The sequence below is a fragment of the Coraliomargarita sinensis genome (assembly GCF_003185655.1).
GTDB lineage: Bacteria > Verrucomicrobiota > Verrucomicrobiia > Opitutales > Coraliomargaritaceae > Coraliomargarita_B > Coraliomargarita_B sinensis.
This window is the reverse complement of the sequence record NZ_QHJQ01000003.1, coordinates 374802-387210: the sequence shown is the minus strand read 5'-3', so window position 1 is coordinate 387210 and position 12409 is coordinate 374802. Positions and strand designations below refer to the sequence as shown.

General features: G+C 56.2%; 11 protein-coding genes. 5 read left to right on the top strand and 6 right to left on the bottom strand.

The annotated features are described in order from the left end of the window. Positions 1-20: 20 nt before the first annotated feature. The 5 genes from DDZ13_RS06260 to DDZ13_RS06240 all read right to left on the bottom strand — a co-directional run bounded on the left by DDZ13_RS06260 (position 21) and on the right by DDZ13_RS06240 (position 5204). The gene (locus DDZ13_RS06260; protein ID WP_110130574.1) at positions 21-1040 is read right to left on the bottom strand and encodes an ABC transporter ATP-binding protein; all 1020 of its coding nucleotides are present in this window, start codon (positions 1038-1040) and stop codon (positions 21-23) included. Next, entirely contained in the window at positions 1037-2092 is a 1056-nt protein-coding gene (locus DDZ13_RS06255; protein WP_233246099.1) for a FecCD family ABC transporter permease, read from the bottom strand. Before DDZ13_RS06255 ends, DDZ13_RS06260 begins: the two co-directional genes overlap by 4 nt. A 63-nt stretch (positions 2093-2155) precedes the next feature. Further along, positions 2156-3262 (bottom strand): ABC transporter substrate-binding protein, encoded by a 1107-nt coding sequence (locus DDZ13_RS06250; protein ID WP_110130572.1) that lies wholly within the window; start codon positions 3260-3262, stop codon positions 2156-2158. 26 nt (positions 3263-3288) lie between these two features. Further along, positions 3289-3885: a carbonate dehydratase gene (can, locus tag DDZ13_RS06245; protein ID WP_110130571.1), complete on the bottom strand. Its 597-nt coding sequence runs from the start codon at positions 3883-3885 to the stop codon at positions 3289-3291. A 74-nt stretch (positions 3886-3959) separates the two neighbouring features. After that, positions 3960-5204 carry an LL-diaminopimelate aminotransferase gene (locus DDZ13_RS06240; RefSeq protein ID WP_110130659.1) on the bottom strand — a complete coding sequence of 415 codons (1245 nt, stop codon included), beginning with the start codon at positions 5202-5204 and terminating at the stop codon, positions 3960-3962. 135 nt (positions 5205-5339) lie between these two features. Here DDZ13_RS06240 and panC point away from each other — a divergent pair, with 135 nt between their 5' ends. The 5 genes from panC to DDZ13_RS06215 all read left to right on the top strand — a co-directional run bounded on the left by panC (position 5340) and on the right by DDZ13_RS06215 (position 10452). Next, positions 5340-6182 carry a pantoate--beta-alanine ligase gene (panC, locus tag DDZ13_RS06235; RefSeq protein ID WP_110130570.1) on the top strand — a complete coding sequence of 281 codons (843 nt, stop codon included), beginning with the start codon at positions 5340-5342 and terminating at the stop codon, positions 6180-6182. 23 nt (positions 6183-6205) lie between these two features. Further along, positions 6206-7876: an L-aspartate oxidase gene (gene nadB, locus DDZ13_RS06230; RefSeq protein WP_110130569.1), complete on the top strand. Its 1671-nt coding sequence runs from the start codon at positions 6206-6208 to the stop codon at positions 7874-7876. Positions 7877-8050: 174 nt separating this feature from the next. After that, positions 8051-9028: a 2-dehydropantoate 2-reductase gene (locus tag DDZ13_RS06225; RefSeq protein WP_110130568.1), complete on the top strand. Its 978-nt coding sequence runs from the start codon at positions 8051-8053 to the stop codon at positions 9026-9028. Between the two features lie 52 nt (positions 9029-9080). Beyond that, complete coding sequence (locus DDZ13_RS06220) at positions 9081-9746, top strand: MazG family protein (protein ID WP_110130567.1); 666 nt, start codon at positions 9081-9083, stop codon at positions 9744-9746. After that, positions 9703-10452, top strand: coding sequence for a M48 family metallopeptidase (locus DDZ13_RS06215; RefSeq protein WP_110130566.1), 750 nt, complete (start codon positions 9703-9705; stop codon positions 10450-10452). Before DDZ13_RS06220 ends, DDZ13_RS06215 begins: the two co-directional genes overlap by 44 nt. A 207-nt stretch (positions 10453-10659) precedes the next feature. Here the strand turns inward: DDZ13_RS06215 and DDZ13_RS06210 are convergent, their stop codons facing one another. Beyond that, positions 10660-12408, bottom strand: a complete 1749-nt coding sequence (locus DDZ13_RS06210) for an ABC transporter ATP-binding protein (RefSeq protein WP_110130565.1) — start codon at positions 12406-12408, stop codon at positions 10660-10662. Position 12409: the final 1 nt, after the last annotated feature.

Genomic DNA, 12409 nt, shown 5'->3' with positions numbered 1-12409 from the left:
ATAAGTACGAACACAGGGCGTTACGCCCATTTCTGATTTAGCACCCAGTCGATGACTGCATCGATGGAATCAAATTCCGCTTGCTGGTCGCCGCGCGTTACTTGCCAAGCAGAGCCTTTGATATGTATCGAAAAAGCGGCGTCAGAGGCATCCTCGCAGATCCCGAAGCCCAATCGTTCCAGTGCCCGTCTTGTCCAGAGCGCGGCCACGCCTTCGCCCTCGATTTTAGCGTGGAGGCAGGGTGTGGGGTGGGTGCGAAAGCTGCCCGTTTGAGGGTCCCAGTCGAGGTTGTTGCTTTCAAATACCCTGGCAAAGTCTCCACTCATGGCGATGGCTTCGGGGTAGCCTTGGATGAGTTCGCCCTCGCCGCTGAGCACCCAGAGGCGGTCGGCAAAGCGCAGGGCCAGATCCAGGTCGTGCGTGGAGAGCAGCAAGGCCAGTTTTTCCCTGTGGGCAAGGTTGCGCAGAATACGCATCAATTCGACCCGCCTGGGTAGATCGAGAAACGCGGTGGGTTCGTCCAGGAGCATGACTTGTGTTTCCTGGGCCAGCGCCCGGGCAATCGTGATCTTTTGCCGTTCCCCGTCGCTTAACTCGGCAACCTGCCGCTGAGCCAGATGTTTGGCACCGACGGCTTCGAAGGCCCACTCAATGCGCCCACGGTCATGGGCATCCAACGAGCCAAACCAGCCGGAGTAGGGGTGGCGTCCGAGCGAGACCATGGCATAGGCATCCATCAATCCAATGGGGGCGGCTTCCGTCAGCACGACGCTGACAAGGCGGGCCCGCTCACGTGGCGGGATGCTGCCAAAGTTCTTCCCTGCGATTTGAATCTGACCGGCGAGGGGAGATTGCATACCGGCAAGTGTGCGGATGAGGGTTGATTTGCCGACGCCGTTTGGTCCCAACAGGCAAACGAATTCGCCGGGCATGAGCGAAACCGACAAATCCTCCGCCAGGCAGCGCTTGTCCGCACCTTGTTCGTAGCCGATGCTCAACGCGCCGGCCGTAAGAGCAGGATTTTGTGCCGTGGATGTCATCCGAAGAGTCGTTTCAAATTTCGTTGTTTGACCAGGGCGGCAATGATGACGGGCGCTCCGACCAGTGCCGTGATCGCGTTGAGCGGCAGCACGACGTCGAGCCCCGGCCCACGGGCGACGAAGTCGGATGCGAGGGAGAGCAGCGCTCCGATCAGAATACTGGAGGGGATGAGGATACGATGACTGCTGGTGCGGCAGAGGTAACGGCTGAGGTGGGGTGCCGCGATTCCCAGAAAGCCGATCGGCCCGCAAAATCCGGTGACGGCTCCGGCCAGAAGGGAAGCGGCCAGAAGCACAAGAAAGCGTGCCTGTTTGGTGCGTGTGCCCACACTCTCGGCGTATTGCTCCCCCAGAAGCAGGGCATCGAGCGGTTTGATGAACAAGCTGCTCAGCACAAGTCCGCCCAGAATCGCGGGGGCGAAGAATCGCAGGTGGCTCCAACTGACGTTGCCGTAATCCCCGAAGGACCAATTGATAAAACTTTGCAGGCGCTCCGCCATACTGAAAAACATTAGGATGCTGACGATGGCACCGATGGCGTAGCTGATCATCAGCCCGATAATCAGGACGGACATGATATCGACCCGGCGGGACAGGATAAGGACGACGAATAGAGTCGCCGCGGCACCTGCGCTTGAAGCCAGGATGACGAGTAACTGCCCCTTCGCGCCCAGGCCTGCTGTCAGGCTGATGCCGGCCGGAGCGAGGGCGAGCAGTACGACCGCTACACCCAAACTGGCACCGGAGTTGACGCCGAGGACGAAGGGGTCCGCCAGCGGGTTGCGAAAGACCGTCTGCATAAGCAATCCGGCGGTGCCGAGGGCTGCCCCGGCAAGCAGTGCGGTCAGAATGCGCGGCAGGCGAAAATCGATAATGATTTGCCGCATCACCGGTTCGACCGCATCGGAACCGGTTAAGGTTTTGATTACCGCATCAACAGGCAGGCGGACACTGCCCATACAGGTGCTTAACAGAGCCAGTAAAACAATGCCCAGTCCTGCGAGGAGAAAGACCAAAGTGGTGCGTTGACGGGTTGCGGTTTGCGAATGCACGGAACTGGCAAATCTGTGGTCTGTGGGGATTTTGCCAAACTATTTCAGGCAGCTTGCGAGCCATCATTGCAAAAGCTCGTAATAAACGAGTTCGTGCTCGGGCAGCAGGTCCGGATGGAAAATATGAATCAGGTCGGCCAGCACTTTGTCGGGTTGGGTGATGCCACGCTCCCAAATAGCATTTCCTCCGGACGGGCTGACTTGCCGGGTGTTATTGTAGACTTGGCCGTTCTTGGCGGGAGCAAACTTGGCAAAGCGCGCATCGGCAGCGTAAAGCGCGTGCATGCTACGGTAGAAACTCGGATTGATCCAATAATCGGCCCCGGCGGCTTTGAGAAAGACGCGTTCGGTATCGAGCGGGATGCCGCCTTGAGTACTGTCTTCGCTCCAGAGATAATCGCCCCCCGCATCAAAAATCATCCGTGCCGTGTAACTATCGCCCCCTGGTACATGCCAGACTCCGGAGTACGGGGCGCCGCAAAGGACGGTGGGCTTGTCCTCGATCTGTTTTGTCCGCGTCTCCAGTTTCCGGTAGCGTTTTTCAATGCCGTCGAAGATTTGATTGGCGAGCTCGTCCTCCTCGAAGAAGGCGGCCACAAATTTAATCCACTCCGCCCGGGCGAGAGGATCCTGCTCCATATACCCGGCAGACAAAACAATGGGCAAGCCGGTACGCTCCAGCTTGGCGGGGATATCAAACGCAGCGTCGCCGGAGACGCTGGTAATCAGGAGGTCCGGCTGTAAGAGAAGGAGCTTTTCCACGTCGATGGCCTGCCCGACCTGTACCGGTTGAATCGTGCCTTCGGCTACGCCCTGGCGAACCTTAGGATTACTGATGTAATCCACCGTCGCGGCGGCAATGATCGTATCCAGTTGGGCCAGGGCTTCCAGATAGCCGATGTATACGGTTTCCATGGCGACCACACGCTCCACCGGAGTACGGATGACGGTCGCGGCCTCGGGGAGCTCGGGCAGCTCGTTGCGCTTCGGCACCAGTGCGTAGTGGTGGATCTGTGTCGAATCGCGAAAGGCATTTGAGACGCTTAGCATGCGGTGGGTCCCGTAGTCGATGATCTCAAAGTTTCTGGCGTGTCGAACCTCACTGCTGGAGGCGGGCAGAAACGCGGCGGAGAGCAAGATGGTGAAATATGCGAGGAGCAGTAGTCTCATCGTCTCTTAAAGGTCAACCCGGTCGATTAGTTGCCGGTTATGACATCCTGCAAGGGTTGCAGGCGCCCGTCGGTGAGGCAGTAGATCCAGGTGTGGATTTCCAGATGTTGTCCACGCTTCCAGGCATTTTGAATGATCGGGTTGCGGCGCAGATTGTCTGCCTGGCGGATGACATTGAGTTCACACATACGGTCAAAGCGCGCGTCCTCGTCGAGCGGGGCGAGCTCATCCAAATGCACACTCTCGACATCCTGAATGTGCTGCAACCAGTTGTCCAGCAGCCCGTATTGTTCCTTGCGCATGGCGGCCTTCACGCCACCGCAGCCGTAGTGGCCGGTTACGATGACGTGCTTTACCTTGAGCAAGTCGATCGCATATTGCAGCACCGACAATAGATTCATATCCGTATGCACGACCATATTGGCGATGTTGCGATGGACAAAGACCTCGCCGGGTGCCAGCCCCATGATCTGGTTGGCGGGAATGCGACTGTCCGAGCAGCCGATCCAAAGGTAATCCGGGGTCTGCTGCTTCGCCAATTTGGTGAAAAAATCCGGTGCCTTTTCAGCAGCATCGTCCGCCCAGATACGGTTGCGCTCAAGTAGTTTGGAAAGTGTCGGCATTTGTGTGCCAAAAAAAGGCCGCCTTCCGAAAAAGGCGACCTTGAAAAAGGGGTTCGTTTCGAAGCCGTCTCGCTTTAGAAGGTAAACTCGTATTTCGCGAGCCGGTCACCGATTTCGGCGGCGATGGTTTTCTCGGCTTCCTCGCCCTGAGCAGCAAAGGTCACGGAGAAGCGGACAAAGCTGCCGCAATCGTCCCAGGGCACGGTGCTGATCAATTCGTTGGTGATCAGCCACTGGCTGAAGTCCTCACCGGAAGCAAACTCAGTCGTCTCCCCACCGATCGTCGCCGATTTAGGTGCGGCCACGTAAAGGAAGAAGCTGCCATTCGGCTTTTTCGCGGAGAAGCCGTTTTTGTTCAGTGCGTCGACCAGCAGGTCCATGCGGCGGGAGTATTTTTCCGCGATCTCTTCGGTAATATTCGGGTTGGCCAGTGCCGCTGCGCCGGCCTTTTGGATGGCGAGGAATTGCCCCGAGTCGGAATTATCCTTCATGTCGCCGTAAGCTTTGACGATGAGGGGATTGCCCACGACAAAGCCGATGCGCCAACCGGTCATGTTGAAGCTTTTGGAGAGTGAGTGCAGCTCGATTGCAACTTCCTTCGCTCCGGGCACTTGGAAGATGGAGAGTGGCTTGCCGTCAAAGATAAGTGATGCGTAGGCGGCGTCCTGCACGATGATCAGGTCGTTGGCCTTGGCGAAGGCGACTGCCTTTTCGAAAAACTCCAGCGTGGCGGAGGCTCCGGTCGGGTTGTTCGGGTAGTTGAGCACCAGGATCTTTGCCTTGGCCAGCACGTCGGTCGGCACGGCATCAAGATCGGGGAGGAAATTGTTCTCCGCTTCGAGCGGCATGTTGTAGACCTGACCACCGAGATACTTGGCATGGGTGCCAAGTACCGGATAGCCCGGCACTGTCATGAGCACGACATCACCGGGGTTGATGAAGCAAGCTGGCAGCATGCTCAGGGCAGTTTTCGAGCCGATGGAGTGGATGACTTCCGAAGCCGGATCGATGTCGGCGACACCGAAGACATCGGCCATGTATTTGGCGGCGGCCGCCTTGAAGTCGTCTCCGCCATTATCGGAGTAGCCGCGGTTCTCCGGCTTGGCTGCTTCGGCTTGAAGCGTCTTGACGACGACCGGGAAAGCCATCTCGTCGGGCTCACCGACGCCCATGTCGATGAGGTCGACGTCCGGCTTGGCTTCCTTGGCCGCCTTTTTGGCACGCTTAATCTTCTCAAATTTATAAATGGCAGTGGACTTGCCGTACTGATTGCCGCCGATGCGCTCGGCGAAGAGTTCCTGAATGTAGGGATCGCTCATGGTGTTGGTTTCGGATTCGTGATTACGGATTTCGGATGAATGATGTCGGAAGACGGACAAATTGGGCCGTCGGTCTTCCAATGTTTATGATTGTGATGTGAGTTTTTGGCCCCTAGCAAAGGGAGTTTAAGTGCTATGCAGACAATTCAATCGGTCAACGAAATGCAGTCTCACGCCATCGGGCTACGCTCGAGCGGTCATCTTATCGGCTTGGTCCCCACCATGGGGAGCCTTCATGAAGGACATTTGTCGCTGATTGATATTGCCAAGGAAAGGGCAGACAAAGTCATCGTTTCGATTTTTGTCAACCCCACCCAGTTCGGTCCGAGCGAGGACTACGAGAAATATCCCCGCGTTTTGGAGGAAGATCTGGAAAAATGCCGGGAGCGGGGCGTGGACATTGTCTTTAATCCGTCCGTCTCTGAAATGTACCCCAAAGGCTACTCGACTTACGTGAACGAGGAACACATCAGTGCCGGCCTTTGCGGGATCTCCAGACCGCACCACTTTCGTGGCGTGACCACGGTTTGCCTGAAACTTTTCAATATCGCCAGGCCGGACATCGCCATTTTTGGCCAGAAAGACGCCCAGCAATGCGCCGTCATCAAGAAAATGGTGACGGACCTGAACCTGCCGACAGAAGTTTTGGTCGGGCCGACGGTGCGAGAACCGGACGGTCTGGCCCTCAGTTCCCGTAATGCTTATCTGACCGACGTGCAGCGTAACGAGGCACTGAGTATTTCCAAGGCGCTCCACATCGCAAAGGGAATGGTCGATCAGGGGACCCGCAGCGTGGACCGGATTGTGGCCGAAATTACCCACCATCTCTCACTACATCGCCGCGTTCGTGTGATCTATGTGCAGGTTGTGGAAAAAGATACGATGGAGCCCGCAACGGAAATTCTCCCCGGCAAGCAGCTGGTGACGCTTGCCGCCTGGGTCGATCAAACGCGCTTGATCGATAATATTGAACTGTGAGCCGTTTTTAGACAGGATACAGAATGGCCCGTAAGGACGCGAGTGCTCAAAAACAACCGAGTCAGAGGAAGACCCCTGATCAAGGTGCGCCATCGAACTATGACTACGATGTGATTGTGGTGGGCAGTGGCATCGCCGGTCTTAGTTTTGCGCTGAAAGTGGCCGAGGCCGGCTGCAAGGTCGCGATCATCACCAAGAAGAATTCCGCGGAGTCCAACACCAACTACGCTCAGGGCGGCATCGCGGCAGTCACTTCACAGACGGACGACATCGAAATGCATGTCGCCGATACGGTGGACGCCGGCGACGGACTCTGTGATGAGGAAGCTGTTCGAGAGATCCTTCGGGATGGTCCGAGCTGTATCGATGAACTGATACAGCGTGGTGTGGAATTTTCGCAACTGGGGGACGGCCGCGTTTCCCTAGGTAGGGAAGGCGGACACTCCAAGCGTCGTATTTTACACGTCAAGGATGTGACCGGAAAAGCTATTGAGAAGGCTTTGCTTCATTCCGTCGAGACCTCGGAGAACATCGATACGCTGGAGCATCACTTTGCGGTCGAGCTCATTACGTCCGCCAAGCTCAGGCGCCATGGACAAACCGCTCCCGGTTTTAACCGTGTGCTTGGGCTCTATGCCCTCGATACTCAGAGTGGCGAGGTCGAGACCTTTAAGGCCGGTGCTGTCATGCTCGCTACGGGCGGTATCGGGCAAGTCTATCAGTATACCACCAATCCGTTCATTGCCACTGGGGATGGGATTGCCATGGCCTACCGGGCTGGAGTCGAGGTGCGTAATCTTGAATTTATTCAGTTCCACCCAACTGCTTTCTATACCAGTGATTCAGACCGCTTCCTGATCAGTGAGGCGGTACGGGGGGAGGGGGCCATCCTTCGCAATTTGGATGGCGAGGCATTCATGGAGCACTACGACAAGCGCAAGGACCTCGCGCCCCGCGATATTGTTGCCCGTGCCATCGATTCGGAGATGAAAAAATCGGGTGCCCGTCACGTCTGGCTCGATACCCGTGGGATCGGCCTCAAAACACTGCACGAACGTTTTCCTAATATTTACGGCTACTGCGCCAAGCGCGGTCTCTCTCTGGAAAAAGATATGATTCCGGTCGTGCCGGCCGCGCACTACCTGTGCGGTGGCGTGAAGACCAATCTCGACAGCGAGACGTCTCTGGCCGGGCTCTACGCCTGCGGTGAAGTGGCTTGCACCGGCCTGCACGGGGCCAACCGTCTTGCCAGTAATTCGCTTTTGGAGGCTGTGGTGATGGCCAACCGCGGGGCTGCTTCGGTGGTGGAATACATGCAGAAGACGTCGAAAGTAGGGAATGAGCTTCCTGACTGGCTTGATGGCGACGTGCGTGATTCCGACGAGCGGGTGGTTCTCTTGCACAACTGGGATGAAGTGAAGCGCACCATGTGGGATTACGTCGGCATCGTCCGGAGCACCAAGCGCCTCGAACGTGCCCGCACGCGCATCCATACCCTGGAGCGGGAAATCAATGACTACTATTGGAACTTCAAGGTGGATGAAAGTTTACTCGAGCTGCGCAACATGATTCTGGTGGCCCATTTGATTATCGAATGCGCTCTGCAGCGTAAGGAAAGCCGCGGGCTGCACTACACGCTCGATTATCCGGTCCGCGCAAAAGAAGCTTCCGACTCTTCAGTGCATAAGCTCTGAGCCTCGGTTATCTTTCGGTGGTCTTTTGGCAAAACAACTTTCTTTCGGAGCGAGGGCATTCTTGTCCACACTCCTGGGATGACTCTAATCAAAAAGAACTGTGTCCGTGCACTTGATATATTTTGAATTGGTAATGGATCACTTTAAAAAATTACTCTGCTTATCTTTCAGCGTATGAACCTCAAAGAAAAATCATGGGGACTCGTCGGCCCGGGGGCTGTCGGTCTCTATTACGGAGGCTTGCTGGCCGTAGACGGCCGTCAGCTCCATGTGCTGGCCCGGAGTGACGCCGCCGCGCTCAAGTCCCAGGGTATCATCATTTCAAGAATCCAGGCAAAGACCGGCGAAGTGCTGAACGAGACCACGATTCGACCCGAATCGGTGGCCACCGATGCCGGTTCGATAGGCCCGGTTGATTTTGTTCTGATCGCCGCCAAGTCGACGGTGAATGAACGGCTCATCGAGCCCCTCAAGGCGCTGGTCGAACCCGGGAGGACGGCGATCCTGACACTGCAGAATGGTATGGGGAACGCCGAGTTCTTCGCCCGTCATTTCCCCGAAAATCCGATCCTTTCCGGGCTCTGCTTTGTCTGCGTGAATCGTGTCGCGCCCGGCGTGGTCGAAAACTACCATCCCGGGCGGGTCGAAATCGGCTCGCTGCAAGACAGCTGGCCTGAACTGGCGCAAGAGGCGGTGGGCGCGTTTTCCGCCGCGGGGGTAAAGACAAACTTCTCGCCCGTGCTCGACGCCGCGCTCTGGCGTAAGCTCTGCTGGAACGTGCCGTTCAACGGGCTTTCCATCGCCGGAGGTGCCATCACCTGCGACCAGATTCTGGCCGACCCTGCGCTCAAGTCCCGCGCCCGTCGCCTGATGGAAGAAGTGCGTGCCGCCGCGGCCAGCTTTGGTCATGAAATATCCGATAGTTTTCTCGACGGGCAGTTCACCGTGACTGAAAAAATGGGGGCCTACCAGCCTTCCTCGTTGATCGACTTCGTTGAGGATCGTCCGGTCGAGGTCGAAGCGATCTGGGGCGAGCCGCTTCGGCGCGGAATAGCGGCGGGTCTTGAAATGCCCGAACTTCAACGACTGCACGACAGTATTGTTCAAGCCATTCAGCAGAGAGAGGCATCGGCCCGTTCGCAGTCACTCTAGTTGGCAGGTCTTTTCTATCGCCAAGTTCCCTGAGAGTCGTAGCGATTATTCTATGGCTGCAATAGATGATTTAATTGAAACGGTGGCGGCGCTCCGGGATCCGGAGACAGGCTGCCCGTGGGACATTGAACAAGACCATCAATCTTTGGCGGAATGCCTTGTCGATGAGTGTTGCGAGTTGCTGCAAACCATTGATCGTGCGGATATTCCGCATATGGAGGAGGAACTCGGTGACGTTCTGCTTCAGGTGGTCATGCACGCGCAACTGGCCGGAGAAGCGGGGCATTTTGATTTTGAGGGGGTATGCGCTTTGGTCAACGAGAAGCTCGTCCGCCGTCATCCGCATGTCTTCGGTGAAAACACCGATATCAAAGGTTCGGACGCGGTGTTGAAACAATGGGACGCGATCAAGGCGGAGGAAAAGAAACGCGGCCCGGAACAAAAAGGACGTTTCAAGGACTTGCCCCAACAGTTGCCTGCACTGATGTACGCCAAGGATGTTTTCAAACAGATACAAAAACAGGAAATGAAGGCCGATCATCTCCTCGATAATGGTTCCATACGTGACTGCGCGGACAGTTTCGAGACGGAGGAAGAGCTGGGCCAAAAGCTTTTCGAGATAGCAGCAGCTTGCCGCTTGAAGAAGCTCGACCCGGAAAGTGCACTGCGCCGGCATGCGCAGGGAATCGTGGATGCGCTCGAAGGTGAATCGACCTGAGTTTATAAGTTCGTCCGGGCGGGTCTTGTCCGTAGCGGTGCGCCGGCGCAAAGGCACACGCCACATGCGGTTGAGTATTGATTTGCACAACCAGATCGTTGCCTCCTTGCCCTGGCATTGCTCGGACCGGGCCTGTCAGAAGTTTATCGACCAGAATCGAAACTGGCTAGAGAAGCAAATCAATGCGGCCCCCGAAGTATCCGGTCTGCGCGAGTGGTTGAAGCAATCGCCCAGGCTTTCTGCTGGGGGCCGAAGTCTGGCCGTGAGTATGCACCTGTCATCCACCGCACGGGCGCACTATCGGATAAATGTACAGGGCTCGTGCATCGAGTTCTATCTTCCGGATGGCTCGGGTGAAGTGACGCGCTACAATCTGGTTTTGCAGTTTGCCAAAGCGGCCCTCTCGGATCGTGCCGCTGAGCTGGCATCGCGAATCGGTGTAACTTACCGGAGGCTCAGTGTGCGAAACCAATCGAGCCGCTGGGGCTCCTGTTCCTCCAGAGGGACGATCTCCCTGAATTGGCGGCTGGTTTTGATCGAGCCGCGGTTACAGGATTACGTTATCTATCATGAGTTCGCTCACTTAACGGAAATGAACCACTCCAGGCGTTTTTGGACCCTGCTTGACCGATATGATCCTCAGCGCGAGGAACACGAAAAAGAACTTGATGCGCTGACCCCGAAAATCATGCGGGTGCGATGGTGATGAGGAAGGGCCTTTTAAGGCCAAACTTCTTGTGCAGCCATAACCGGACTCTGGTCAGTTAAAAAAACGGGACAAGCGGAACATCGGTGCGCTTGCGTTCGATTGTCACACCGTTCTCAGTGCGTGAGGAGGCGCAACCACCTGCAGCAATGAGGCAGCAGAGGAGTAGTATAGAAATAAGGAGTCGAATGGTTTTCATAATTTCCCCTAGTTCTGGAGTTTGGTTTGGGACTGTTTGTTGTAAAGACTCCGGTAGAGCTTATTGGACTCATAAAGCTCTGAATGTGTCCCGGAGGCAATAATTTCTCCCGCATTAAAAACCAAAATCCGGTCAGCGTGCTGAATCGTGCTGAAGCGATGGGCAATGATAATGACGGTGCGGCCGCGCGAAAGCTCTTCGAGCGCGATCTGGATTTCGTGCTCGCTCTCCGCGTCGAGGGCCGAAGTAGGCTCGTCGAGAATGATAATCGGGGCATCTTTGAGAAAGGCACGGGCGATGGAGATACGCTGCCGCTGGCCGCCGGAGAGACGTGAGCCCCTCTCGCCCACTTGTGTTCCATATCCGTCTTCCAGCGCTTCGATAAATTCGTGGGCCTGCGCCATTTTACTGGCGGCCCGTATTTCCTCGTCGGTGGCCGACGGATTGCCGATGCGGATATTTTCCGCGATACTTTCTCCGAAAAGCACGGCCTCCTGAGAAACCAGTGCGACTTGCTGTCGCAGGTCGGCCTTACGCAGGGTTCTCACATCCTGTCCGTCGATCATGATCGAACCATCCGTAACGTCATAGAAACGCGGTACCAGGTTGGCAAAGGTGGATTTGCCTGCCCCGCTTGGCCCGACCAGAGCCACGGATTCGCCCGCAGGGATGCAGGCATTGATCTTGCGCAGCACGAGCTCGTCGTCGTAGGCGAAATTGACCCCCGAGAAGTCAATTCGGCCTTTCACACGTTCCAGTTGTTTGGGGTCCGGGGCTTCGGGCACGCTGTCCTCGCTGTGGAGAATGTATTCCAGGCGGTTGAGCGAGGCTTCGGCTTTCCGCAGGGTGTTGCTGACTTTGCCGAGTTTTTTAACGGGCTCATAACACATGTAGAGTGCGGTAAGAATCGCCGCGATGTCTTCGGGTTTAATCTCCTTTACAATCGTGACGTAAAAAGCGATCGGAATCACCAGGGCCGTGACCAACTCGATCATGGGCGTGAGTGCCTTGTCGTATTTGACCGTCTTTAAACTGTATTTAAAAAAGGCACGGCAGGCTTCCCCGAAACGAATACTTTCACGCTTCTGCAGGTTGTAAGCACGTACCTCCCGCGTGGCGCCGAGGTTTTCATTGAGCACGCTGTTGACGCGACCTGCTTCCTGCTGCGCCTGGGTTGCTTTTTTCAGAATCTTGCGACCAATGAGCCGGATAGGGAATACGCAGCAGGGAACGCTCATCAGAGCGATCAGAAGAAAGAATGTCTCCTCGGAGTGAATGGCCAGTCCAACCAGGAAAGCGATGGCAAAGAGCAGGGTCGCCGGTTGCCTCACGAGGCTGTTAACGCTGCTGATAATTGCGGTTTGCAGCGTTTGGGCGTCACCCATCACCCGAATCATGAGGTCGCCCGTCTGATTTTTTTGAAAGAAAGCGAGTGGCAGCGATTGTAGTTTATCAAAGACGCTGAGCCGTACTTTTTCCAGAACGTGCATCCCGGAGTGCGCCATGTAGTACTCGTTCAGGTAGGTCCCCCCTGCGCGGAAAAGAAAGACCACCGGGATCGTGAGTAAGATGCCGGCCAGTGCCATGCCGGTCGGTGCATCGTCCGAAGTCACAAGAGGCACCAGAACTTTGATGACAAAGGGCAGGCCTGCGCCGGAAGCTGCGGCCGAAAGAATGCCTGCCAAAAGCCCGACCGCGAATTTAACGCGGACTTCCTTTAAGTAAGCGAAGTAGGGTTTGAAGCGCTTTAAAACCATA

Excerpts from the sequence above, each read along its gene's own strand:
- DDZ13_RS06260 (WP_110130574.1), bottom strand. The coding sequence starts at position 1,040 with ATGACATCCACGGCACAAAATCCTGCTCTTACGGCCGGCGCGTTGAGC.
- DDZ13_RS06250 (WP_110130572.1), bottom strand. The coding sequence starts at position 3,262 with ATGAGACTACTGCTCCTCGCATATTTCACCATCTTGCTCTCCGCCGCG.
- can (WP_110130571.1), bottom strand. The coding sequence starts at position 3,885 with ATGCCGACACTTTCCAAACTACTTGAGCGCAACCGTATCTGGGCGGAC.
- DDZ13_RS06240 (WP_110130659.1), bottom strand. The coding sequence starts at position 5,204 with ATGAGCGATCCCTACATTCAGGAACTCTTCGCCGAGCGCATCGGCGGC.
- panC (WP_110130570.1), top strand. The coding sequence starts at position 5,340 with ATGCAGACAATTCAATCGGTCAACGAAATGCAGTCTCACGCCATCGGG.
- nadB (WP_110130569.1), top strand. The coding sequence starts at position 6,206 with ATGGCCCGTAAGGACGCGAGTGCTCAAAAACAACCGAGTCAGAGGAAG.
- DDZ13_RS06225 (WP_110130568.1), top strand. The coding sequence starts at position 8,051 with ATGAACCTCAAAGAAAAATCATGGGGACTCGTCGGCCCGGGGGCTGTC.
- DDZ13_RS06220 (WP_110130567.1), top strand. The coding sequence starts at position 9,081 with ATGGCTGCAATAGATGATTTAATTGAAACGGTGGCGGCGCTCCGGGAT.
- DDZ13_RS06215 (WP_110130566.1), top strand. The coding sequence starts at position 9,703 with ATGCGCAGGGAATCGTGGATGCGCTCGAAGGTGAATCGACCTGAGTTT.
- DDZ13_RS06210 (WP_110130565.1), bottom strand. The coding sequence starts at position 12,408 with ATGGTTTTAAAGCGCTTCAAACCCTACTTCGCTTACTTAAAGGAAGTC.